Raw genomic sequence first — 22,504 nt, forward strand, 5'->3', positions numbered from 1 at the left:
AGGGCTAGCCGAGCGCCCGCCTCAGCGGCGCCGCGAGGTCTCCGCGCGCCCCGACATCGACGCCGTCCAGCTCCAGCCAGCTCGCGAGCCGGCGCAGCTCACCGGCCAGCGCATCGACGACGGCGGCAGCATCGGCCCCGTCCACGCCGGCCTCGGCGAACGCCCCCGGCACCAGCAGCACGCCACGCGATCGGTCCGCCTTGACGTCCACCCGGGCCACCAGCGCGTCACCCAGCAGGAACGGCAGCACGAAGTAGCCGAACTCGCGCTTCTCCGGCTTCACGTACAGCTCGAAGCTGTGCCGGAAGCCGAACAGCCGCTCCACCCGGCTGCGCTCCCACAGCAGCGAGTCGAACGGCGACAGCAGCGCCCGCCCGTCGGCCGAGCGCGGCACCGGCCCGGGAGCCAGCCAGGCCGGGTCGGTCCAGCCCTCCACCCGGACGGGCTCGAGCTCCCCCGACGCGACCAGCTCGCGCAGCCGGGCCCGCGTCTCGACGCCGGGCATGCGGAAATAGTCGGCGACGTCGCGCGCGGTCGCGACCCCCAGCCCGGCCATGGCCCGCCGGACCAGCTCGCGCTGCCCGTCCTCCAGTGACGGCGTCGGCGTCGACAGCACCGACGGCGGCAGCACCCGGGACGGCAGGTCGTAGAGCCGCTCGAAGCCACGCCGTCCGGCCGCGGCCAACGAGCCCTCGTCGAACAACCCTTCCAGCGCCGACTTGCCGTCGGACCAGCGGTACCAGAGCAGCGTGGAGTCGGCGTACCCGTGGTCGACGGCGGAGCGGTCGCGCTGCGCCTTGTCGGCGAGGTCGGTGTAGGCGAGCGGCCCGCGTGCCGCGACCTCGGCCGCCAGCGCCTCCAGGTAGCCGGGCCGCTCCCGCGACACGCGCTCACGGAACCGCTGCCACGACGGCTGCTCCGCCCGCCGGGTCATCCGCCAGCGCAGCGCCGGCCGCAGCTCGACCGGCACCAGCGACGCCGCGTGTCCCCAGTACTCGAACCCGTGCCGCCGCCGGTACACGACGTCGTCGAGCAGCGCCGGGTCGTACGGTCCCAGCCGCGAGTACAGCGTCAGGTAGTGCGACCGGACCAGCACGTTGACGGCGTCCAGCTGCACCGCCCCGAGCGAGCGCAGCACCGACCGGACCCGCGCGGGAGTGACGGCGGCACCGTCGGAAGCCGCACGGTCGAGCCCCTGCGCCCGCAGCGCGATCCGGCGCGCCTGCGCGAGCGACAACTCCGCCGGCGACCGGGTCATGGCAACGCAGCGCCCTCGCGGACGACCTCGCGGGCCGGCTTGTCGTGGCGCAGGCCCTTGTAGGCGGGATGGCGCAGCGTGCCGATGGCGGTCCACTCGGCGAACGCGACCTCGCAGACCAGCTCCGGCCGGACGAAGACGCAGCCGCGCTTGTCCGGCTGGGCGCCCACGAACGGGCTCTCGTCGGTGACCAGCGGCGCGAGCAGCCCGGCCAGCCGGTTCCGCTCGGCCAGCGTGAGGCCGGTGCCGACCCGGCCCGAGTACCGGAACACACCCTCGTCGTCGTACACGCCGACCGCCAGCGCCCCGAGGGTGCCGGTGAGCCCGCCCTCGCCGGGCAGCCAGCCGCCGATGACGACCTCCTGCCGGTTGACGTTCTTCACCTTGAGCCAGTCGGTCCCGCGGCGCCCCGGCAGGTACCGGCTGCCCAGCCGCTTGGCGATGACGCCCTCGAGCCGCTGCGCCTTGGTGGCGGCCAGCATGGCGGCGCCGTTGCCGGGCACGTACGCCGGTGCCTGCCAGCCCGCGCCGCCCCCGGACGGCAGCAGCGCCTCGAGCTCCGCCCGCCGCTCCTCGTACGGCGCGTCGAGCAGCGACCGGCCGTCGAGCCAGAGCAGGTCGAACAGCACGTACACCGCCGGCGCGCCCGCCACCAGCGGGTCGCCCAGCCCGGACACCTCGACGTTCATCCGCGACTGGAGCTTCTCGAAGCTCGGCCGGCCGGTGTCGTCGAACGCGACGACCTCGCCGTCGAGCACCGCCTCGCGCCCGCCGAGAGTATCCGCCACCCCGTGCACGTCCGGATACACCCGGGTGACGTCGCGCAGCGTGCGGCTCGACAGCTTCACGGCGCCGCCGGAGACGTACGCGATGGTCCGCACGCCGTCCCACTTGACCTCGTAGCCGTAGGCGTCGTCGTCGGCCGGCAGCACCGGCGACGGCGACGCCATCATCGGCTTGACGGTGCCGGGCCGCGGCATCACGACCGGGAGCGCTTCTCTCGGATCTTCATCGAGATGTCCAGCGGCGTGCCCTCGAAGCCGAACTCCTCGCGCAGCCGCCGCTCGACGAAGCGCCGGTACGACGCCTCGAGGAACCCGGTCGTGAACAGCACGAACCGCGGCGGGCGGGTGTCGGCCTGGGTGGCGAACATGATGCGCGGCTGCTTGCCGCCGCGGACCGGGTGCGGGTGCGCGGCGACCAGCTGCCCGAGGAACGAGTTCAGCTTGCCGGTCGAGATGCGCTGCTCCCAGCCCTCGAGCGAGGTGTCGATCGCCTTGACCAGCCGGTCGACGTGCCAGCCGGTGCGCGCGGACACGTTGATCCGCGGCGCCCACGCGACCCGGTCGAGCTGCCGGTCGATCTCGCGCTCGAGCCCGTCGCGGCGCTCGTCGTCGAGGAGGTCCCACTTGTTGAACGCCAGTACCAGCGCCCGGCCGGCGTCGACGACCATGGAGATGATCCGCAGGTCCTGCTCGGCCAGCGGCTCGCTGGCGTCGATGAGCACGACGGCGACCTCGGCCCGCTCGAGCGCGGCGGCAGTGCGCAGCGACGCGAAGTACTCCGCGCCGGACGCCTCGTGCACGCGGCGCCGGATGCCGGCGGTGTCGATGAACCGCCACTCGCGCTCGCCCAGCTCGATCAGCTCGTCGATGGGGTCGACGGTGGTGCCGGCGACGGAGTCGACGACGACGCGGTCCTCGCCGGCGAGCTTGTTGAGCAGGCTGGACTTGCCGACGTTGGGCTTGCCGACCAGCGCGATGCGGCGCGGGCCGCCCTCGAGACCCTCGAAGGACTCCGGCGGCGCCTCGGGCAGCGCGGCGACGACGGCGTCGAGCAGGTCGCCGCTCCCCCGGCCGTGCAGCGCGGACACCGGGTACGGCTCGCCGAGCGCGAGGTTCCACAGCGCCGCCGCATCGGCCTCGCCGCTGGGCCCGTCGACCTTGTTCGCGACCAGGATGATCGGCTTGCCGGACCGGCGCAGCAGCTTCGCGACCGCCTCGTCGGTGTCGGTGGCGCCGACGGTGGAGTCGACGACGAACATGACGACGTCGGCCGCGGCCATGCCGACCTCGGCCTGCGCCGTGATGCGCGCCGCCATGCCCTTGGCCTCGGGGTCCCAGCCGCCGGTGTCGAGCAGGGTGAACGCCCGCCCGCCCCACGCGGCGTCGTAGGCGACGCGGTCGCGGGTGACCCCGGGCACGTCCTCGACGACCGCCTCGCGGCGGCCCAGAATGCGGTTGACCAGGGTCGACTTGCCGACGTTGGGACGGCCGACCACGGCCACCGTCGGCGTGTAGACGTCGGCCGCGGCCTCGGCGTCGGCCTCGAGGGCCTCCACCGGAATGTGCTCGCTCACTTACGCTCCTCGGTTCGGGACGCCACGGCCTCGCGATGAGCCACCAGGGCCTCGCGCAGCTGTTCGGTCGCAGCGTCGAGTGCCGAGCGCGTGCGCCCGCCGCCGGTCGGCAGCACGACCGGGCGGCCGAAGACGACCTCGACCCGGGAACGCAGGCCGGGCATCGCACCAAATGTACGTCCCCGGGACGCCGTTCCCGCAAAGACGACCGGAATGACCGGCGCGCCGGAGCGCAGCGCGAACCAGGCCAGCCCCGTCCGCAGCTCCGAGAAGTCGCCGGCGCCGCGGGTCCCCTCGGGGAAGACGACCAGGATGCGGCCGTCGTCGAGCACCCCGATGCCGGACTCGATCATGGTGCGGCTGGGGTCGTTGCGGTCGAGCGGGATCTGCCCGACGGCGTGCAGCAGCCAGCCGAGCGGGCCCTTGAACAGCTCTTTCTTGGCCAGCGTGTGCACGGGCCGCGGGCAGGTGCCCATGAGCAGCGGCGCGTCGAGGAACCCGGTGTGGTTGGGCGCCAGGATGACCGGGCCGGTGCGCGGCACGTTCTCGCGGCCCGTGATGGTCACGCGGTACAGCAGCCGGGCCAGGAACATCGCGATGTACCTGCCCGCGATGGCCCCGACGTGGGTCGGCAGCTTCCGCTCGGTCACGCCCGTACCCCCGAGCGGGCCTCCACCAGCTTCAGGACGGCGGCGACGGTCTCGTCGAGCGACAGCACCGAGGAGTCGACGACATCGACGCCGTCGGCGGCCTCGTGGAAGCTGGCGACGGTGGAGTCGTCGGCGTCGCGCCGGACCACCTGGTCGCGGGTGGCGTCGACGGCGGACTCGTCGTCGGAGCCGTGCACCTCGAGCGCCCGGCGCGACAGCCGGACCTGCTCGTCGGCCGTGAGCAGCACCCGCACGGGCGCGTCCGGCGCGACGACGGTGGTGATGTCGCGGCCCTCGATGACGACACCGCCCGCCCGCGCGACCGCCTGCTGCCGGGCCACCAGCTCGGTCCGCACGCCCAGGTTGGTGGCGACGGCGCTGACGGCGGCCGAGATGCGGCTGGTGCGGATGGCCGCGACGACGTCGGTGCCGGCGACGCTGACCGCCTCGGTGCCGGGGTCGAGCCCCTGGTCCAGCGGCAGCTCGCGGGCCAGTTGCGCCACCCGCTCGGTGTCGGCGAGGTCGACCCCCTGCTCGAGCGCCCACCAGGTGACCGCCCGGTACATCGCGCCGGTGTCGAGGTAGCGCAGGCCGAGCGACGCGGCGACGCGGCGGGCGACCGTCGACTTCCCGGAGCCGGACGGGCCGTCGATGGCGACGACGAGGTCACGGGCACTGACGTCAGCGGGGGTATCGGACACGTCCAGAAGATTACCGGGCAGCGGACTCACCCGCGGCCAGGCTCTCATCCACGAATGGTCCAGCCGCGTTCGCGCAGCGACGCCGCCAGCTCCTGCTCGGTGCCGGGCCGGACGTCCAGCTCGACCAGCCCGAGCGCCTGGCCCGCGGCGTGCTCGATGCGGACGTCCTCGACGTTGACGCCGGCCGCCCCCGCGTCGGCGAACAGCCGGGCCAGCTGGCCGGGCCTGTCGTCGACGGCGACGATGACCGTGGCGAACTCCGTGTGGGCGGTGCCGTGCTTGCCGGGCAGCCGCGACCGGCCGTCGACTCCCCCGCGCAGCAGCTCGCGCAGCACCGGCTGGCCCGCGACGGGCGTCTCCAGCGCCGCCATCAGCCGGTCCAGGTCGCCGCGCAGCCCCTCGAGCACCGGGCGGACGGCCGCCGCGTTCGCCGTCAGGATCTCCGTCCACAGCTCCGGGTCGCCACTGGCGATGCGGGTGACGTCGGTGACGCCGGGGCCCGCGAGCCTCACCTCGTGCCCCGGCGCGCCGGCCAGGCGGCCCGCCATCAGCGCCGCCACCACGTGCGGTGTGTGCGACACCAGCGCGACGGCGGCGTCGTGCTCGGCCGCCGTCATGGTCATGGGGGCGGCGCCGACCAGCCGGGCGACGGCGAGCGCGCGGGTGACCGCCTGCTGGTGGGTGCCGTCGTCGGGGCAGATCACCCACGGCCGGCCCTCGAACAGGTCAGCCAGCGCGGCGCCCGGCCCGCTGATCTCGCGGCCGGCCATGGGGTGGCTGCCGACGTAGCGGCCCGGGTCCGCGACCCGCTCGCGCACCTGCGCTGTCGGCAGCATCTTCACGCTGGCGACGTCGGTGGCGTACTCGGCCCGGCCGCTCTGCAGCACCTCGCCGACGACGGCGGCGACGGCCTCCGGCGGGACGGCGACGACGGCCAGCGCGGCGGGACCGCCCGCCTCCGGCTCCGGACGTCCCGCGCCGAGACCCACCGCCTCGGCCAGGATCTCCGGCTTCGCGTCGGCCAGCCGCACGTCGACCCCGGCCCGCGTCAGCGCCAGCCCGAGCGAGGTCCCGACCAGCCCCGTGCCGACGACGAGGACGCTCCTGCCCTCGAACGGGTCCGTCACCGGTCCATCACCTGTCCGTCACCGGTCCGCGAGGTCGTCGCGCAGCACCGTCGTGCCGTGCAGGTAGACGTGGCGCATCTGCGACCGCGGCTTCGTGGTCTCGACGTGCGCCATGAGCCGCACGACCCGCGGCAGCGCCCCGGCGACTCCGATCTCCTGGGCGCACATCATCGGCACGTCGGTGATGCCCAGCTGGCGGACGGCCACGGCCGGGAACGCGGAGCGCAGGTCCGGCGTGGCGGTGAGGAAGATGCTGATGACGTCGTCGGGCGTCAGCTCGTTGCGGTCGAGCACCGTCGTCATCAGCTCGGCGGTCCGCTCCAGCAGGTGCTCGGCCTCGTCGGCGTCGAGCTGGGTGGCCCCCCGTATCGCGCGCACAGTCACAGGACAGCAAGGTACCCGGCGCGAGCCGGCCCGCGCGTCACAGCCCCACGTCGTGGTAGAGCGCGGCGACCTCGGCCTTGGTGAGAACGCGCGTGTTGCCGGGGCGCAGCTCGCCCATGGCCACCGGGCCCACATGCGTGCGGACCAGCCGTTTCACCGGGTGGCCGACGGCCTCGAGCAGGCGGCGGACGATGTGCTTGCGGCCCTCGTGCAGCACGACCTCGACCATGACGCGCGTCCCCGAGCGGCTCACGACCCGGAAGGAGTCGACCCGCACCGGGCCGTCCTCGAGCTCGATGCCGGCGCGCAGCTCGCGGCCCAGCCCCGGCGACACCGGCCCGGGGACCTCGGCCAGGTAGGTCTTGAGCACCTCGAACGACGGGTGCGCCAGCCGGTGGGCGAGCTCGCCGTCGTTGGTGAGGATGATGAGGCCCTCGGTGTCGGCGTCGAGCCGACCGACGTGGAACAGCCGCTCGCGCCGGCCGCGGACGTAGCCGCTGAGGTCGGGCCGGCCCTCGGGGTCGCTCATGGAGCTGACGACGCCGGTCGGCTTGTTCAGCGCGAGGTACACCTGGCCGCTCTCGGCGGTGGTGATGCGCGAGCCGTCGACCTTGATGACGGAGGTCGCGGGGTCGACCCGGGTGCCCAGGGTCCTGACGATGCGGCCGTCGACCTCGACCCGCCCCGCCGCGATCAGCGCCTCGCTGGCCCGGCGGCTGCCGACGCCGGCGGCGGCGAGCACCTTCTGCAGGCGGACACCCTGCTCGTCGGTGCGGGCGTCGGGCTCAGACATTCTCACGTTCCTCGATGGAGTCGGCATCGGGCAGATAGGGCGCCAGCGGCGGCAGCTCGTCGATCGAGGCCATGCCGAGGCGCTCCAGGAAGTATGACGTGGTCCGGTACAGGTTCGCGCCGGACTCGGGGTCGGCGCCGGCCTCCTCGACCAGTCCGCGGGCGGTCAGGGTGCGCATGACGCCGTCGCAGTTGACCCCGCGGACGGCCGACACCCGGGCCCGGCTGACGGGCTGGCGGTAGGCGACGACGGCGAGCGTCTCGAGGGCGGCCTGGGTCAGCTTGGCGTGCTGGCCGTCGAGGACGAACCGTTCGACGACGGCGGCGCAGGAGGCGTGCGTGTAGAACCGCCAGCCGCCGCCGATCTCGCGCAGCTCGAAGCCGCGGCCGGGCCGGGCGTACTCGTCGCGCAGGATCTCGAGCACGTCGGTGATCTCGCCGCGCGGGCGCTCGAGCACCTGCGCCAGCGTGACGACGTCGATCGGCTCGTCGACCACCAGCAGGATCGCCTCGACCGAGGCTCGCAGGCCCGGCTCGCCGTCAGTCAGCGTCGGCTCGTGCACCGCTGCCGCCCTCCTCGTCGAACTCACCGCTCACCGCGACGTCCTCGTCGTCGTCGCCGGTCCACCGCACGGTCAGCTCGCCCAGCGCGACGACCTGCTCGAACGCGACCACCTTCTCGCGGTACAGCTCCAGCAGCGACAGGAACCGGGCGACCACGTGCAGCGTCGTCGGGCAGTCGGCGGCCAGCGTGCGGAACGTCAGCACCCGTGAGCGGCGCAGCCGGTCGACGACGACGATCGCCTCCTCGCGGACGCTGACCCGCGGCTGGTGCAGGTGGGTCAGCCCGACCACGGGCGGCGGCTTGGGCGTCAGGACCTTCGCCGCGAGCATGGCCAGCTCCTCGGGCCCGAGCCCGACGACCACCTCGGGCAGCAGGGCGGCGAAGCGCTCCTCGAGGCCGACGGCGCGCGGGAAGCGCAGCGACTCGTCGGCGAGGCGCTGCGCCAGCACGGAGGCGACCTCCTTGTACGCCTTGTACTGCAGCAGCCGGGCGAACAGCAGGTCGCGGGCCTCGAGCAGAGCGAGGTCGTCCTCGTCCTCGACCTCGCCGCTGGGCAGCAGCCGGGCCGCCTTGAGGTCGAGCAGCGTAGCGGCGACGACGAGGAACTCGCTGGTCTCGTCGAGGTCCCAGTCCGACGCCTTGATGTAGGCGATGAACTCGTCGGTGACCTGCGACAGCGCGACCTCGGTGACGTCGAGCTTGTGCTTGGAGATGAGCGTGAGCAGGAGGTCGAACGGCCCCTCGAAGTTCTCGAGGTGCACCTCGAACTTCGAGCTCTCGTCCAGCTCCGGCTCGATCAGCAGGGTGGCGGTGTCCGTCACTGGCGGGCGGGCTCCCAGCGCGCCAGCACCTCGCGGGCCAGCTGACGGTAGGCCGACGCCCCGCGCGACGACGGCGCGAAGCTGGTGATGGGCAGCCCGACGACCGTGGTCTCGGGGAACCGGACCGTGCGGCCGATGACCGTGTGGAACACCTTGTCGCCGAACGCCTCGACCAGCCGCGACAGCACCTCGCGGCCGTGCACCGTGCGGGAGTCGTACCTGGTGGCCAGCAGGCCCTCGATCTCGAGGTCGGGGTTGAGCCTGTCGCGGACCTTCTCGATGGTCTCCTGCAGCAGCGCGACGCCGCGCAGCGCGAAGTACTCGCACTCGAGCGGGATGATGACGCCGTCGGCCGCGGTGAGCGCGTTGACCGTCAGCAGGCCGAGCGACGGCTGGCAGTCGATGAGCATGAGGTCGTAGTCGGCCAGCAGCGGCTTCAGGATGCGCCCCAGCGCCTGCTCGCGGCCCACCTCGGTGACCAGCTGGATCTCGGCCGCGGAGAGGTCGATGTTGGCCGGCAGCAGGTCCATGTTCTCGATGGGCGTCTTCTGCACGATGTCGCCGGCCCGCAGTGACGGGTCCATCAGGACGTTGTAGATCGACAGCTCGAGGTCGTGCGCGTCGAGCCCGAGGCCCACCGACAGCGCGCCCTGAGGGTCGAAGTCGACCAGCAGGACCCGGCGGCCGTAGTCGGCCAGCGCCGCACCGAGGTTGATCGTCGTGGTGGTCTTGCCGACGCCGCCCTTCTGGTTGCACATGGCGACGATGCGCGCCGGGCCGTGGTGGTCCAGCCGCTTGGGCTTCGGGAAGTCGACCGGAGGACGGCGCGTGGGTCCGAGATCGAGCTCAGGCTCGGTGTCGAACGGCAGCACGCCCGCGGCGTCCGGCTTCGAGGGTGCCACGTCGTTCAGAGCTCCTCGATGGTCGTTTGAGCGTCTTCTACGCTTCGTCCTGGGCCGGAAGCCTACCTCGCGAGGGCGGCGCAGAGCTGCGGGCGCGCGGGTGCGCGGCCACATAGACCTCGCGGAGTTGGTCGACGGTCACCAGCGTGTACACCTGGGTGGTGGTGACCGAGGCGTGCCCCAGCAGTTCCTGGACCACCCGGACGTCGGCGCCGCCCTCCAGGAGGTGGGTGGCGAACGAGTGCCGCAGCGTGTGCGGGGTGACCGCGGTGGACAGCCCGGCCCGCCCGGCCGCCGTCCGCAGCACGGCCCAGGCGCTCTGCCGCGACAGCCGCCCGCCGCGGGCGTTGAGAAAGAGGGCAGGTGTCCCCTTGCTCGTCCCGGCCACCAGCGTCGGCCTGGCCCGGACCAGGTAGGCGTCGACGGCCTCCCAGGCGTAGCTGCCCAGCGGGACGACGCGGTCCTTGCCGCCCTTGCCGCGCAGCAGCACCGTCCCCGTCTCGCCGTCCAGGTCGTCGCGGTCGAGGCCGACCGCCTCGGAGATGCGTGCGCCGCACCCGTACAGCACCTCGAGCAGCGCCCGGTCGCGCAACGCCCGCGGCCCGTCGCCCACCGAGGCGGCGTCGAGCAGCCGCTCGACCTGGGCCAGCGGGATCGCCTTGGGCAGCCGCCGGGGCGGGGTGGGCGGACGGACGGCGCCCGCGGGGTCGCCGTCGGACAGCCCCTCGCGGTGCAGGAACCGGTGCAGGCCGCGGACGGCGACGACGGTGCGCGCCGCCGAGCTGGCGCCCAGCGCGACCCGGCCCTCGTCGCCCTCGCGCAGGCTGCGCAGGAACGCCGTCACGTCCTCCTCCTCGACCTTCTCCGGGGCGTCGCGGCCGCGCTCGCGCAGGAACTCGGTGTAACGACGCAGGTCGCGGCGGTAGGAGGCGAGGGTGTTGACGGCCAGGCCACGCTCGACGGCGAGGTGGTCGAGGTAGCCGCGGACGGCCCGTTCGAGCGTGGACTCTGCGGTGTCCATGGGCGGCGGCTCCTCGACGCTAGTGCAGCACCTTCTCCAGCGGGACCGACGGCAGTCCGTGCGCCTCGGCGACCGGCTCGTAGACGATAGCGCCGTCGTGCACGTTCACGCCCTTCGCCAGGGCCGCGTCGGACCGCGCGGCGTCGCGCCACCCCCGGTTCGCCAGCTCGACGGCGTACGGGAGCGTCACGTTGGTGAGCGCGTACGTCGAGGTGTGCGGCACGGCGCCGGGCATGTTGGCGACGCAGTAGAAGATCGACTCGTGCACCATGAAGGTCGGGTCGTCGTGCGTGGTGGGCCGTGAGCTCTCGAAGCATCCGCCCTGGTCGATGGCGATGTCGACCAGCACGCTGCCCGGGCGCATGCGCGACACGAGGTCGTCGGAGACCAGCTTCGGCGCCACCGCCCCCGGCACCAGCACCGCGCCGATGACGAGGTCGGCGTCGACGACGGCGCTCTCGATCTCGAACAGGTTCGACGCGATGGTCTGCGCCTTGCCGCCGTAGAGCTCCTCGACGTCGCGCAGCCGGGCCACGTTCTTGTCCAGCACCCACACGTCGGCCTGCATGCCCATGGCGATGACGGCGGCGTTCATACCGGCCATGCCGGCGCCGATGACGACGACCTTCGCCGACTTCACGCCCGGCACGCCGCCGAGCAGGATGCCGCGGCCGCCCTGCGCCCGCTCGAGCACGTGCGCGCCGACCTGCGTGGCCATGCGGCCCGCGACCTCGCTCATGGGCGCCAGCAGCGGCAGGTGCCCGCCGGCGGTCTCGACCGTCTCGTAGGCGATCGCGGTGGTGCCGGAGTCGAGGAGGGCCTGCGTGCACTCGCGCGACGCCGCGAGGTGCAGGTACGTGAAGAGGACCTGGTCGCGGCGCATGCGGTGGTACTCCTCCGCCACCGGCTCCTTGACCTTGAGCACGAGGTCCGCGGCGCCCCAGACGGCGTCGGCGTCGGGCGCGATGCGCGCACCGGCCCGGACGTACTCCTCGTCGCGCACCGACGAGCCCTCGCCGGCGCCGGACTGCACCAGGACGTCGTGGCCGTTGCGCACGAACTCGTGCACACCGGCCGGCGTGATGGCCACGCGGTACTCGTTGTTCTTGACCTCGGTAGGGATGCCGACCAGCACGACGCGTTCCACCTCTTCCGCACTCCCGACGACGCTGTCGGGCCGCCGCCCCGTGTGGACGGCGGGGCGAGTCTAAGTCGACACGCGTCACGCCGTCTCGGTCCTGTCATGACAAGTGACCAGCCCCACTGCGGTAGACCTCTGCCATGCGCATCTACGCCGACCGCCCGCAGCGGCGGAGACAGCAGATCGTCGCCGACGTGCTCGGGCCGCTCTGGTGTGTGGGAATGATCGTCGCCGGGCTGGCGATCCGGCACTCCATCCGGTCCCGGACCACGCCCGCGACGTTCGTCGAGTCCACCGCCGGAGCGCTCGCCGACGCCCTCGCCGACACCGCCGAGTCGATCTCCCGGGTCCCGCTGGTCGGCGACGCGCTGGAGGAGTCGCTGCAGCGCGCCGCCGACGCCGCGGGCCGGCTGAGCGGCACCGGAGCCGACACGGCGGCGTCCATCGAGCGGGCCGGCGACGTCATCGGGCTGGTCGTCATCGTGGTGGCGCTGGCCGCGGCCGCCTACGTCTGGCTGCGCCCGCGGGTGCTCTGGTACCGCGCCGCGTCCGACGCCCGGGCCGTCATGGCGTTCCCCGACCGCGACGACCTGCTGTCGGCACGGGCGCTGGGGACGGTGCGGCTGCCGCGGATCGGCGGCGGCCTGGTGGCGGGATGGCGGGCGGGTGAGCCGGCCGCCGTCCGGGCGCTGGCCAGGGCGGAGCTGGACCGGCTGGGGCTGGACTATCCCCCGGACCTGGCGGGCCTCGCGCCCGCGGGCCAGTCGCCGGCCGGCCAGGGCGCGTCGACCGGGCGCAGCGCGTCGTAGCCGGCGCCGTCGCGAGCGGCCCTCGCGGCCAGCGCGCCGGCGCAGAGGGTGGCGTTCTGCACGTCGCCGGCCAGGACCGCGGCCACGAGGTCGTCCAGCGGCACCCACTCGACGCCGAGGTCGGCCTCCTCGTGCTCGCCGGCGAAGCGGTCGCCGTCGGGCAGCGTCTCGATGCCGCGGGCCAGGAACACCCGGATCGCCTCGTCGGTCATGCCCGGCGACGTGAGCAGGTCGGCGAGGACCCGCCACTCGGCGGCCTCGATGTGCCCCTCCTCGTAGAGCTCGCGGGCGGCGGCCTCGTGCGGCGGCTCACCGGCGACGTCGCGCAGCCCGGCCGGCAGCTCGACGGGGCGCAGCCCGACCGGGTGGCGGTACTGGCGGACGACGAGCACGCGGTCGTGGTCGTCGACGGCGACGACGGCGACCGCGCCCGGGTGGACGACGACGTCGCGGACGAACTCCGACCCGTCGACCGGCGACCGGACGGTGTCGCTGCGGACCGAGACGACGCGGCCCTCGAACCGGGTGGCCGACGCCGCGACCGGCCAGCTCAGCGGCTCGTCGCGCGGCCCGGTCACGTCGACGGCCCCAGCCGCAGCGGCGCGGCGAGCGGGTCCAGCGACGCCCAGGCGTACACCAGGATCGGCACGTCCTGGTCGCCGAACCGGTTGGTGCCACGGCCGGCCTCGACACCGCCCAGCGCCACGTAGAAGCCGCGGGCGGCCTCGTTGGTCTCGATGACCTCGAGGTGCAGCCGGTCGGCGGCGCCGAGGTCCTGGAGCCGGACGGCGGTCTCGGCGAGCAGCCGCCGGCCGATGCCCTGGCCCTTCAGCTCCGGCCGGACGTGCAGGTTGTCGACGAGGCTGCCGAGGCGCGGGTCGTGGTCGACGAACGTGTGCGCGAACCCGGCCAGGGCGCCCGAGGCACCGCGGGCGACCACCGTCAGCGTGCCGGTGCGGTCGCCGAACCGCGTGGTCCAGCCCGTGAGGTGCTCGGCCGCGAGGTCGTCGTCGAGGAACGCGTCCGGCACGTGCCCGCGGTAGGCCGACAGCCAGCTCTCGGTGTGCACGCCCGCGATCGCTGTGGCGTCGTCGTCGGCCGCGAGGTCGTAGAGGTAGCTCACGAGGGTCATCTCACTCCGTCCGCCGCAGCAGCGCCAGGTACATCGCGTCGGTGCCGTGCCGGTGCGGCCAGAGCTGCACGTCCGGGCCGTCGCCCAGATCGGGCACGCCGGGCAGGTACGGACGGGCGTCGACCCGCTCGGCGTCGTCGCGACCGCGCAGGACGTCGTCGACGACGGTGACCGTCTCGGCCAGGTGCGGCGAGCAGGTGACGTAGGCGACCAGCCCGCCGGGGCGGACCGACCACAGCGCCGAGCGGAGCAGGTCGGCCTGCAGCCTGCGCAGCCCCGCCACGTCGGCCGGGCGGCGCCGCCAGCGCGCCTCGGGCCGGCGCCGCAGCGCGCCGAGCCCGGTGCACGGGGCGTCCAGGAGGACCCGGTCGAAGTCGGCCTCGGGCCACTCCGGCTTCGTCGCGTCGCCGACCAGGATCTCGTGCTCGCCGGGGTCGCCGGCCAGCGCCTGCGCGACCAGCCGGGCGCGGTGCTCGTGCTGCTCGACGGCGAGCAGCCGGCCGCCGCGCTGGGTGAGCAGGCCGGCCAGCAGCGCCGCCTTGCCGCCCGGGCCTGCGCAGAGGTCGAGCCAGCGCTCGTCCGGCGGCTCGACCGGGGCCGTGGCGAGGGCCAGCGCGACGAGCTGGCTGCCCTCGTCCTGCACGCCGGCCCGGCCGTCGCGGACCGCGGCCAGCCGCGCGGGCGACCCGGACTCGAGCACGGCACCGAACGGCGACCAGCGGGTGGCCCGGGCCCCGGCCTGGGCCAGCTCCTCGACGGTGGCGCGGCCGGGCCGGGCGGCGAGGGTGACCTCGGCCGGCTCGTTGTCCGCCCGCAGCGTCGCCTCCAGCTCCGCGTCGTCGCCCTTCAGCGCGTCGCGGAAGGCCCGGACGATCCAGGCCGGGTGCGCGTGCCGGAACGCCAGGTGGCCGACCAGGTCCTCCTCGCGCGACGGGGCCAGCTCGGCCGCCCAGCCGTCGAGGTCGCGCTCGCCGATCCGCCGCAGGACCGCGTTGGCCAGCCGCGCCGCGCCCTCGTTGACGTGCCGGCGGACCAGATCGACGCTCGTCGACACCGCGGCGTGCGCGGGGACCCGCGTCGCCAGCAGCTGGTGGGCGCCCAGCCGGAGCGCGTCGAGCAGCGGCGGGTCCAGGTCGTCGAGCGACCGCGTCACGCAGGCCTCGATGACGGCGTCGTACGTGCCCTGCCCGCGCAGCGTCCCGTACCCGAGCTCGGTCGCCAGGCCGGCGTCGCGGCCGCGCAGCTCGTGGCGGCGCAGCGCCGCGGGCATGGCCAGGTTGGCGTAGGCGTCGTCGGCGCCGACTGCGCGCAGGACCTCGTAGGCGGCCTCGCGGGCGGGGTCGCCCGCCCGGCTCTTCTCCTGCCTCACGCGCCGAGCCGCTCCCCCGGCTCCAGCCGGAGTCCGCGGGCCCAGTCGGCGGCCGGCATCGCCTTCTTGCCCTGCGGCTGGACCTCGCCGAGGACGACGGCGTGGCTGCCGGTGCCGACCCGCACGCCGGACTTCTCGACGACGATCTCGCCGGGGGCCAGGCCGTCGCGGCCGCGTTCGAGGGCGACGGGGCGCAGCTTCAGCCGCTCGCCGCGGAAGGTCGTCCAGGCGCCGGGCGCGGGCGTGCAGCCGCGCACGACCCGGTCGACCCGCATGGCCGGCGCCGTCCAGTCGACGTGCGCGTCGTCGACGGTGAGCTTCGGCGCCAGCGACACCCCGTCGGCCGGCTGCGGCTGCGGGCTGAGCGCCCCGTCCTCGATGCCGTCGAGCGTGCGGACCAGCAGCTCCGCGCCCGACAGCGACAGCCGGTGCAGCAGGTCGCCGCTGGTGTCGGTGGGGTGGACGGCCTCGGTGACGGTGCCGTAGACCGGACCGGTGTCGAGACCCTCCTCGAGTTGGAACGTGCAGGCGCCGGTGATGTCGTCGCCGGCCAGCACCGCGTGCTGCACCGGCGCCGCGCCCCGCCAGGCCGGCAGCAGCGAGAAGTGCAGGTTCACCCACCCGTGCTTCGGCACGTCGAGCGCCGTCTTCGGGATCAGCCCCCCGTAGGCGACGATCGGCGCGCAGTCCGGCGCCAGCTCGCCCAGCCGCTCGAGGAACTCGGGGTCGCGCGGCTTCAGCGGCCGCAGGATCTCGATGCCCGCCTCGGCCGCGACCTCCGCCACCGGCGACGGCGTCAGCCTGCGCCCCCGCCCGGCGGGGGCGTCGGGCCGCGTCAGGACGGCGATCACCTCGTGCCGCGACCCGAGCACCGCCCGCAGCGACGGGACGGCGACCTCAGGGGTTCCGGCGAACAGCACACGCATGAGCGCCGAGCCTACCGGCCCCGCCCGCCCCCGCTGCGCACCCGGCGCCCTCGGCCCACTCGGCCCACGAACGCCGCCACTATGTCACCTGATCATCTTCGGCGGACCGATCAGCTGACCGGGTCGACGCGAGCACGCACCGTCCGTCACCTGATCATCTCCAGCATGTGGACTGAAACGATCAGGTGACCCAACCGCCACCGAGCCGGCGTGTACGTCACCTGATCGCGACGGACGCCCGACGTCCGACGCCCGGCGCGCCGCGGCCGGCTACCCCAGGTCGACGATCGCGGCGACGGGGCCGCCGCCGTCGGGGCCCTGGTGGGCGGCCGACACCGAGACGAAGGCGGCCGGGTCGCCCGTGACCGCCGCCGTCACGCCGCCGACCGCCGCCTTGATCTGGCGGTGCCAGTGCACGTCGGAGTCGTCGAGCATGGCGTTGCGGCGGCCGCGCACCACGCCGTCCTGGCTGACCTCGCACTTGAGGAACACGTTGACCAGCCGGCCGTCCAGGTCGTCCGGATGCGGGCGGTCCGGCAGTTTCAGCCCCGCGTCGCGGACGGCGGCCCAGATGCCGTCGGCGTCGATGGCGTCGCGCATGACGGAGTGGCCGATGCGGTACCGCCCGCCCACCCCGCGCACGTTCCCGACCACCACGACCTGCGCCTGGTCCAGCTCGACACCGGAGGAGCAGGACGCGACCGACGAGTACAGCGAGCGGTCGTGCAGGACGGCGTCGTCGGACGGCATCGGGATCTCGCCCAGCGCGACCGCGACGCCGAGGCCGGTTGCACCGTTGGAGAGGTCCATCGACTCGTGCGTGTTCTCGGTCCACACCGACTTGCCGCGCGCCTTGGCGTCGCGGATGGTGTGGATGGTCAGCAGCGGCGTCTTCGTCTGCACGTAGTGGACGTCGGCGGGGCCGGTGATGCCGGCCCGCTCCATGCCGACGCGCACGGCGGCCGCGACCTTCTCGATCATGCCGCGGCGGCCGATCTCCTCGGGCAGGATCGGCTCGCTCATGGCGAACCCGACGGTCAGCCGCGGCTCGTCGGTCGCCTCGACGGAGGACGCCGGGACCGTCGCGAACACCGTCGCGTGTGGGCTGAGCACGCCGTCGGTGCCGCCGGACCAGACGATCGGGATCTGCTTGACCTCTTCGGGCGTGCGCGTGCCGCGGCTCACCAGCACCTCGCGGAAGGCGCGGTCGGCGATGATCCGCGTGTAGTCGTTGACCCCGCCGTTGCCCTCGGTCTTCCCGACGACGGCGATGACGCGGTCGGCCTCCATGACCCCGGCGTCGATCAGCTCGGCGAGCCCGGAGGCGTCGCTGACGTGCGTGATCGGCACCTTGCGGACCTCGATCGGCTCAGGCATGCCCGGCCACCTCTCGTGTGATGTCTGCTGGCAGTACGGTCGTGCCCGCGCTGTCGCTGCCGGCCTCGGCGACGACGGCGTCGGCGATGCGGCCCAGCGTGGTGATGACGGCGCGCCGGCCGCCCTGCTCGACGAACCGGCAGGCCGCCTCGACCTTGGGGCCCATGCTTCCGGACGCGAAGTGCCCCTCGGCGGCGTACCCGCGCAGGGTGGGGACGTCGACGGTGGTCAGCGGCCGGGCCTTCGGGGTGCCGAAGCCGAGTACGGCGCCGTCGACGTCGGTCGCGATGACCAGCACGTCGGCGCCGAGCGCCCGGCCGAGCAGTGCCGCGCCCAGGTCCTTGTCGACGACGGCCTCGACCCCGCGGACCTCGCCGTCGGCCTCCCGGACGACGGGAATGCCGCCGCCCCCGTTGGCGACGACGACGAACCCGGCGGCCAGCAGCGCGGCGGCAGCCGGGGCGTCCAGCACCTCCAGCGGCTCCGGACTGGCGACGACCCGCCGCCAGCCGCGCGCGCCGCGGTCCTCCCAGGTCTCGCCGTGGTCGATCAGCACCGCCGCCTCGTCGCGCGGCAGGTACCGCCCGATCGGCTTCGTCGGCCGCGCGAACCCCGGGTCGGCGGCGTCGACGAGGGTCCGGGTGACGACGGCGGCAACCCTGCGGCGCACGCCGCGCGCGGCCAGCGCCCGCTCCAGCGCGTCGATGACGATGAACCCGATGGTCCCCTGGGTCTGCGCGCCGCACCAGTCCAGCGGCACCGGCGGCACGACGGCGGCCGCGAGCTCGTTCTTGACCAGCAGGTTCCCCACCTGCGGCCCGTTGCCGTGGGTCAGCACGACGTCGTAACCGGCGGCGACGAGGTCGGCGACCGGCTCCATGGCGACGGTGACCGCGACGATCTGGTCACCCGGCCGCGCCCGCCCGTCGGCCGACGTCATGGCGTTGCCACCCAGAGCGATCAGCACCCGCACGCGCCGAGCCTACGGACCGCCGTGGGTGGCGACGATGGTCACCTTCGCCCAATCGGCCTGCGGGGTTCGGCATGATGTGCCGTCACAGCCGTTCTTGTGAGATGGAGGGGTCCCATGGCCGGCGCCGGCTTCCCGCCGGACACCAGGCTGACGTACCGCATCGCGGAGACGTGGCTGCTGGTGCTGCTGCTTGCGTTCGGGTACGCGGCGCTGCTCGGGCTGCTGCTGCAGTGGCTCGTCGGCTGGCCGTGGTGGGTGGCACTGGCCGCCCCGCTGCTGGGCGGCGCCGTCGTCTACGCCATCGAGGGCGGCGCGGTGCTGCCGCGCAAGCTGGTGGTGGCCGACGCGGACCCCGCCGCCGTCGACGACCGCCGCCTGTTCGCCGTCGTCGACCGGCTGTGCGCGCTGGCCGCGCTGGACCGGCCTCGGTTGAAGGTCATCGATGCGACCTGGCCCAACGCGCTCGCCTTCCGGTTGCCCGGCCGCAAGCCGACCATCGCCGTCACGCGCGGGCTGCTCGAGCAGAGCGACGAACCGCGGCTGGACGCCGTCCTGGCGCACGAGCTCGCCCACATCGCCCACCGCGACGCCGCCGCCATGACCGTCGCGATGGCGCTGTCGACGTCGCTGGCGCTGGCCCCGATGGCGCTGCTCGCGCCGCTGATGGCGCTCGAGGTCCCGCTCTGCCGGGCAGCGCGCTGGTGCGGGCGGCCGTGGAAGCCCGCCACCGAGGACGACGACTTCCCGATGCCGCCCGTACGCACCGACGCGCCGGCGGTGTCGCTGCTGGCCGTGCCGGTCCTGGGGTTGGTCCGGGTGTCGAACTTCATGCTGCTGGCGGGGCTCGGCGTCGTGCTGCTGCCGCCGATGCTGTTGCTGGCGTTGCCGGCGGCCGGGATCATCGCCCGGCTGGGCCGGTACCGCGAACTGGCCGCCGACCGCGGCGCGGCTGTCCTGACCGGCCGCCCGGCAGCACTGGCCGCCGCCCTGACGGCCCTGGATGCCGACGGCCCGGCGATCCCGGCGAAGGACCTGCGCGAGCTGCGGGCGATGTCCTCGATGACGATCGTCGCGCTCCCGGCGGACGACGCGGGCGCTGGGACCGGCTGGTTCTCGCGGCTCATCGACAAGTTGATGGCGTCGCACCCGCCGCTCGCCGCCCGGCTCGAGCCCCTGGCGGCTCTGTCCCGCGACCTGGGGAACGAGCCATGAGCTCGCTCCGCCGGTCGTCACTCGTCGATGTCGGCCGCGGCCTGACGATCATGGAGAAATCGGCCTTCCGACACCTCGGGAACCCCGATTTCTCCGTGATCAAGAGAGTGTGACGGCGACGCCTCGGGAACCGGCGGAGCCGGTGTGCGGGGCAGGAGTCCGGGCGGACCTAGTCGTCCGAGGACAGCCAGGCGCGGACGGACTCGTCGTGTTCGCCGAGCAGAGGCGGCGACGCGTGCTGCTTGGGCGCCGCGCCGTCGAAGCGGATCGCCGGCCCGGGCAGCGACACCCTCCCCAGCAGCGGGTGCTCGACGTCGACGAGGAGGCCCTGTGAGCGGGTCTGCTCCCACTCGTACACCTCGTCCAACGTCCGCACCTTGCCGCTCGCGATCCCGGCCGCGTCCAGTAGCGCCAGCCAGTGGTCGCGCGGGTGGGCGGCGAACGCCTTCTCGATGACGGCGACGAGCTCTTCGCGGTGCTGGACGCGCAGCCGGTTGGTGGCGAACCGCGGCTCGGCCGCATCCAACCCCACCACACCGGCGAACGCGCGCCACGAGGCGTCGTTGCCGACGGCGACCTGCAGGGCCCCGTCGGCGGCGTTGAACAGGCCGTACGGCGCGATGGACGGGTGGTGGTTGCCGATGGCGTGCGGCACCTCGCCGGCCGCGGTCCACCGGGTGCCCTGGAACGCGTGCACCCCGACCAGGGCCGACAGCAGCGACACTCGCACGACGCGCCCTCGCCCCGTGCGCTCGCGCTCGAGCAGCGCCGCGAGCAGCCCGGACACGCCGTACATGCCGGCGAGCAGGTCGCCGATGGGCACGCCGACCTTCGCCGGCCGGCCCGGCTCGCCGGTGAGGCTCATGATGCCGGCCTCGCCCTGGGCGATCTGGTCGTAGCCGGCCCGGCCGGCCTCGGGACCGTCGGGCCCGAACCCCGTGATCGACAGGACGACGAGCCGCGGATTGAGCTCGTGCAGCCGCGAGACACCGAAGCCGAGGCGGTCGAGCACGCCGGTGCGGAAGTTCTCGACGAGGACGTCGGCCCGCTCGACCAGCCGGGTGAGCAGCTCCTTGCCCTCGGCGGACTTGAGGTCGGCGGTGACGGACTCCTTGTTGCGGTTGGCCGACAGGAAGTACGACGACACCGGCTGGTCGTCGGGGCCGAGGAACGGCGGGCCCCAGGTGCGCGACTCGTCGCCGTGGCCGGGCGCCTCGACCTTGATGACGCGCGCACCGAGGTCGCCGAGCATCATGCCGGCGTGCGGCCCGGCGAGCGCCCGGCTCAGGTCGACGACGACGTAGCCGGCCAACGGTCCGGCATCGGCGAACTCCTGGGTGTCGGACATCGTCACAGATTACGCTGCTGACCATGATCAACGGCGGCCGGCTGACCCGGCGCGACGCCCTCGGCATGCTCGGCCTGCTGGCCCTGTCGACGACGGTGCCGGCCTCCTGTTCGCGGGGGGACGTGTCGCCGGCGGCCGTCACCCAGGCGCCCGTCCCCACGCCCGTCCCCACGCCCCTCCCCACCGGCGTCCCCACCGGTCCCGACGGCGCCTGGGCCCTGCTGGCCGCCGGCAACGAGCGGTTCGCGACGGGGACCCCGCAGCACCCGCACGAGGACACCGCCTACCGCGAGTCGCTGGTCGCCGGACAGCACCCCATCGCCTGCGTGCTCAGCTGTGCGGACTCGCGGGTCGCGCCGGAGCTCGTGTTCGACCAGGGCCTCGGCGACCTGTTCACCGTCCGGTCCGCCGGCGAGGTCCTCGACGACGCCGTCGTCGGCAGCATCGAATACGCCGTCGAGCACGTCGCCGTCCCGCTGATCGTCGTGCTCGGGCACGCCGGCTGCGGCGCGGTGCAGGCGACCGTCGACGTCGTTCGCGGCGGCCCGGCGCCCGACGGCTCCATCGCGGCCCTCGTGCAGGCCATCGAGCCGGCCGTCCGCGGCGTGCCGGCGACCGGCGCCGACGACGCCGCCTACCTGGCCGACTGCGTGGCCGCCCAGGCCCGGCACGCCGCCTCGGCGCTCACCACCGCCTCGCCGATCGTGCACGAGGCGGTCGCGGCCGGGCGCACCGCGGTCGTCGCCGGCGTCTACGACCTCGAGTCCGGCCGCGTCAGCCAGCTCTGAACCACCGGCGGGTCGTTCTTCGCCTGCTCCTCGTCACGGGCCGGCGTCCGCGTCGGCAGCGGCCGGGCGTGCTCGGCGCGGCGCAGCGGCGTGGGCGGCGCAGGCGGGCGGGCGGCCGCGCGCTCGCGCATGGCCCGCACCTCCCGCGTCGGCGGCGCGAACAGGTTCTCGCGCTGCTCGGCGCCCGGCTCGTCGTCGTCATCGTCGTCGCGCGGTCCGAGCTCGACCGGCGAGACGGCGATGACGGTGAACCCGGCCAGCAGCAGCGCCCCGAGCCCGATCGACAGCGGCACCAGGAACTCCATGGCCGTCGCGCCGGCGACCGGAAGCGGGTCCGGCGCGAGGTCCGCGGAGACCGCCGCCATGCCGGTGTAGTGCATGCTGCTCACGGCGACGCCCATGACCAGCGCGGCGATGATCGCGCCACCGAAGCTGCGGATGTTGAACGCCAGCCACAGCGCCGCGGTCGCCGCGGCGACGGCGATGGCCAGCGACGCCACCACCAGCTCGACGCGGTAGTGGGTGCTCCCGTTGATCTGCACCGAGGCCATGCCGGTGTAGTGCATGGCGGCGACGCCGACCCCGGTCGCCAGTCCGCCGAACGCCAGCGAGCGGTTGCGGTTGGTGCCGTAACCGACCATCAGGACGCCGAGACCGACGACGAGGAAAGCGACGACCAGACTGATCAAGGTGAGCGATACGTTGTAGCGCACCGGGCTGCCGGCGACGCGGAAGCCGAGCATTGCGATGAAGTGCAATGTCCAGATCCCGGCGGCCAGCGACGCGGCCCCGGTGATCAACCAATTGCGTTTGGCGCCCCCGGACGATTCCCGCGCCCGTACGGTGCAC

Annotated in this window: 24 protein-coding genes; 3 read left to right on the top strand and 21 right to left on the bottom strand. The window is 74.3% G+C overall.

Annotated features, from left to right (window positions below; translation table 11 throughout):
• Positions 1 to 4: 4 nt before the first annotated feature.
• Genes HD601_RS19600 through ald form a run of 13 tightly spaced genes read right to left on the bottom strand, consistent with a single transcriptional unit; the run spans position 5 to position 11,715 of the window.
• Positions 5 to 1,258, bottom strand: a complete 1,254-nt coding sequence (locus tag HD601_RS19600) for a winged helix-turn-helix domain-containing protein (protein WP_184824685.1) — start codon at positions 1,256 to 1,258, stop codon at positions 5 to 7.
• Positions 1,255 to 2,238 carry a non-homologous end-joining DNA ligase gene (ligD, locus tag HD601_RS19605; RefSeq protein ID WP_184830059.1) on the bottom strand — a complete coding sequence of 328 codons (984 nt, stop codon included), beginning with the start codon at positions 2,236 to 2,238 and terminating at the stop codon, positions 1,255 to 1,257. The genes HD601_RS19600 and ligD overlap by 4 nt, the downstream gene beginning before the upstream one ends.
• Positions 2,238 to 3,599: a ribosome biogenesis GTPase Der gene (der, locus tag HD601_RS19610; RefSeq protein ID WP_343076511.1), complete on the bottom strand. Its 1,362-nt coding sequence runs from the start codon at positions 3,597 to 3,599 to the stop codon at positions 2,238 to 2,240. The genes ligD and der overlap by 1 nt, the downstream gene beginning before the upstream one ends.
• 14 nt (positions 3,600 to 3,613) lie before the next feature.
• Positions 3,614 to 4,210 carry a lysophospholipid acyltransferase family protein gene (locus HD601_RS19615; protein WP_184830060.1) on the bottom strand — a complete coding sequence of 199 codons (597 nt, stop codon included), beginning with the start codon at positions 4,208 to 4,210 and terminating at the stop codon, positions 3,614 to 3,616.
• 53 nt (positions 4,211 to 4,263) lie between these two features.
• The gene (gene cmk / locus HD601_RS19620) at positions 4,264 to 4,968 is read right to left on the bottom strand and encodes a (d)CMP kinase (RefSeq protein ID WP_221441125.1); all 705 of its coding nucleotides are present in this window, start codon (positions 4,966 to 4,968) and stop codon (positions 4,264 to 4,266) included.
• A gap of 44 nt (positions 4,969 to 5,012) precedes the next feature.
• Complete coding sequence (locus HD601_RS19625) at positions 5,013 to 6,095, bottom strand: prephenate dehydrogenase (protein ID WP_184824691.1); 1,083 nt, start codon at positions 6,093 to 6,095, stop codon at positions 5,013 to 5,015.
• Positions 6,096 to 6,113: 18 nt separating this feature from the next.
• A complete protein-coding gene (gene aroH / locus HD601_RS19630) occupies positions 6,114 to 6,479 on the bottom strand; it encodes a chorismate mutase (protein ID WP_184824693.1) in 366 nt (121 codons plus the stop codon).
• Positions 6,480 to 6,516: 37 nt separating this feature from the next.
• Positions 6,517 to 7,272, bottom strand: a complete 756-nt coding sequence (locus HD601_RS19635; RefSeq protein WP_184824695.1) for a pseudouridine synthase — start codon at positions 7,270 to 7,272, stop codon at positions 6,517 to 6,519.
• Positions 7,265 to 7,834 (bottom strand): SMC-Scp complex subunit ScpB, encoded by a 570-nt coding sequence (gene scpB / locus HD601_RS19640; RefSeq protein ID WP_221441127.1) that lies wholly within the window; start codon positions 7,832 to 7,834, stop codon positions 7,265 to 7,267. Before scpB ends, HD601_RS19635 begins: the two co-directional genes overlap by 8 nt.
• A complete protein-coding gene (locus tag HD601_RS19645; RefSeq protein ID WP_343076428.1) occupies positions 7,812 to 8,657 on the bottom strand; it encodes a segregation and condensation protein A in 846 nt (281 codons plus the stop codon). Before HD601_RS19645 ends, scpB begins: the two co-directional genes overlap by 23 nt.
• Positions 8,654 to 9,559 carry a ParA family protein gene (locus tag HD601_RS19650; protein ID WP_343076429.1) on the bottom strand — a complete coding sequence of 302 codons (906 nt, stop codon included), beginning with the start codon at positions 9,557 to 9,559 and terminating at the stop codon, positions 8,654 to 8,656. Before HD601_RS19650 ends, HD601_RS19645 begins: the two co-directional genes overlap by 4 nt.
• Positions 9,560 to 9,596: 37 nt before the next feature.
• Positions 9,597 to 10,580, bottom strand: a complete 984-nt coding sequence (gene xerD, locus HD601_RS19655) for a site-specific tyrosine recombinase XerD (protein WP_184824699.1) — start codon at positions 10,578 to 10,580, stop codon at positions 9,597 to 9,599.
• 19 nt (positions 10,581 to 10,599) lie between these two features.
• Complete coding sequence (gene ald, locus HD601_RS19660; protein ID WP_184830063.1) at positions 10,600 to 11,715, bottom strand: alanine dehydrogenase; 1,116 nt, start codon at positions 11,713 to 11,715, stop codon at positions 10,600 to 10,602.
• Positions 11,716 to 11,861: 146 nt separating this feature from the next.
• Here ald and HD601_RS19665 point away from each other — a divergent pair, with 146 nt between their 5' ends.
• Positions 11,862 to 12,530 carry a hypothetical protein gene (locus HD601_RS19665; RefSeq protein ID WP_184824702.1) on the top strand — a complete coding sequence of 223 codons (669 nt, stop codon included), beginning with the start codon at positions 11,862 to 11,864 and terminating at the stop codon, positions 12,528 to 12,530.
• Here the strand turns inward: HD601_RS19665 and HD601_RS19670 are convergent.
• The 6 genes from HD601_RS19670 to HD601_RS19695 all read right to left on the bottom strand — a co-directional run bounded on the left by HD601_RS19670 (position 12,446) and on the right by HD601_RS19695 (position 18,307).
• Positions 12,446 to 13,108, bottom strand: a complete 663-nt coding sequence (locus tag HD601_RS19670) for an NUDIX domain-containing protein (protein WP_184824704.1) — start codon at positions 13,106 to 13,108, stop codon at positions 12,446 to 12,448. The two genes, HD601_RS19665 and HD601_RS19670, sit on opposite strands and share 85 nt — an antisense overlap.
• The gene (locus HD601_RS19675) at positions 13,105 to 13,662 is read right to left on the bottom strand and encodes a GNAT family N-acetyltransferase (RefSeq protein WP_184824706.1); all 558 of its coding nucleotides are present in this window, start codon (positions 13,660 to 13,662) and stop codon (positions 13,105 to 13,107) included. Before HD601_RS19675 ends, HD601_RS19670 begins: the two co-directional genes overlap by 4 nt.
• Position 13,663: 1 nt before the next feature.
• Complete coding sequence (locus HD601_RS19680; protein ID WP_221441129.1) at positions 13,664 to 15,031, bottom strand: transcription antitermination factor NusB; 1,368 nt, start codon at positions 15,029 to 15,031, stop codon at positions 13,664 to 13,666.
• Positions 15,028 to 15,957, bottom strand: a complete 930-nt coding sequence (fmt, locus tag HD601_RS19685) for a methionyl-tRNA formyltransferase (RefSeq protein WP_184824707.1) — start codon at positions 15,955 to 15,957, stop codon at positions 15,028 to 15,030. The genes HD601_RS19680 and fmt overlap by 4 nt, the downstream gene beginning before the upstream one ends.
• A gap of 270 nt (positions 15,958 to 16,227) precedes the next feature.
• Positions 16,228 to 17,334: a barbiturase gene (gene bar, locus HD601_RS19690; RefSeq protein ID WP_184824709.1), complete on the bottom strand. Its 1,107-nt coding sequence runs from the start codon at positions 17,332 to 17,334 to the stop codon at positions 16,228 to 16,230.
• Entirely contained in the window at positions 17,327 to 18,307 is a 981-nt protein-coding gene (locus tag HD601_RS19695) for a carbamate kinase (protein ID WP_184824711.1), read from the bottom strand. The genes bar and HD601_RS19695 overlap by 8 nt, the downstream gene beginning before the upstream one ends.
• A 114-nt stretch (positions 18,308 to 18,421) precedes the next feature.
• On the opposite strand from HD601_RS19695, the gene HD601_RS19700 reads away from it, so the two are divergent.
• A complete protein-coding gene (locus HD601_RS19700) occupies positions 18,422 to 19,519 on the top strand; it encodes a M48 family metalloprotease (RefSeq protein ID WP_184824713.1) in 1,098 nt (365 codons plus the stop codon).
• Between the two features lie 169 nt (positions 19,520 to 19,688).
• Here the strand turns inward: HD601_RS19700 and HD601_RS19705 are convergent, their stop codons facing one another.
• Positions 19,689 to 20,867: a CaiB/BaiF CoA transferase family protein gene (locus HD601_RS19705; protein WP_184824715.1), complete on the bottom strand. Its 1,179-nt coding sequence runs from the start codon at positions 20,865 to 20,867 to the stop codon at positions 19,689 to 19,691.
• Positions 20,868 to 20,890: 23 nt separating this feature from the next.
• Here HD601_RS19705 and HD601_RS19710 point away from each other — a divergent pair, with 23 nt between their 5' ends.
• Positions 20,891 to 21,655 (top strand): carbonic anhydrase, encoded by a 765-nt coding sequence (locus tag HD601_RS19710; protein ID WP_221441130.1) that lies wholly within the window; start codon positions 20,891 to 20,893, stop codon positions 21,653 to 21,655.
• Here HD601_RS19710 and HD601_RS19715 read toward each other — a convergent pair.
• Complete coding sequence (locus tag HD601_RS19715; protein ID WP_184824717.1) at positions 21,619 to 22,455, bottom strand: MHYT domain-containing protein; 837 nt, start codon at positions 22,453 to 22,455, stop codon at positions 21,619 to 21,621. The two genes, HD601_RS19710 and HD601_RS19715, sit on opposite strands and share 37 nt — an antisense overlap.
• Positions 22,456 to 22,504: the final 49 nt, after the last annotated feature.

Origin of the sequence: Jiangella mangrovi (assembly GCF_014204975.1) — a bacterium.
Taxonomy (GTDB): Bacteria; Actinomycetota; Actinomycetes; order Jiangellales; family Jiangellaceae; genus Jiangella; species Jiangella mangrovi.

Coding starts and splice junctions, on each gene's coding strand:
- HD601_RS19635 (WP_184824695.1), bottom strand. CDS start 7,272: ATGTCTGAGCCCGACGCCCGCACCGACGAGCAGGGTGTCCGCCTGCAG.
- HD601_RS19665 (WP_184824702.1), top strand. CDS start 11,862: ATGCGCATCTACGCCGACCGCCCGCAGCGGCGGAGACAGCAGATCGTC.
- fmt (WP_184824707.1), bottom strand. CDS start 15,957: ATGCGTGTGCTGTTCGCCGGAACCCCTGAGGTCGCCGTCCCGTCGCTG.
- HD601_RS19600 (WP_184824685.1), bottom strand. CDS start 1,258: ATGACCCGGTCGCCGGCGGAGTTGTCGCTCGCGCAGGCGCGCCGGATC.
- HD601_RS19710 (WP_221441130.1), top strand. CDS start 20,891: ATGATCAACGGCGGCCGGCTGACCCGGCGCGACGCCCTCGGCATGCTC.
- HD601_RS19700 (WP_184824713.1), top strand. CDS start 18,422: ATGGCCGGCGCCGGCTTCCCGCCGGACACCAGGCTGACGTACCGCATC.
- xerD (WP_184824699.1), bottom strand. CDS start 10,580: ATGGACACCGCAGAGTCCACGCTCGAACGGGCCGTCCGCGGCTACCTC.
- HD601_RS19615 (WP_184830060.1), bottom strand. CDS start 4,210: ATGTTCCTGGCCCGGCTGCTGTACCGCGTGACCATCACGGGCCGCGAG.
- HD601_RS19705 (WP_184824715.1), bottom strand. CDS start 20,867: ATGTCCGACACCCAGGAGTTCGCCGATGCCGGACCGTTGGCCGGCTAC.
- ligD (WP_184830059.1), bottom strand. CDS start 2,238: ATGCCGCGGCCCGGCACCGTCAAGCCGATGATGGCGTCGCCGTCGCCG.
- HD601_RS19675 (WP_184824706.1), bottom strand. CDS start 13,662: ATGACCCTCGTGAGCTACCTCTACGACCTCGCGGCCGACGACGACGCC.
- bar (WP_184824709.1), bottom strand. CDS start 17,334: ATGCCTGAGCCGATCGAGGTCCGCAAGGTGCCGATCACGCACGTCAGC.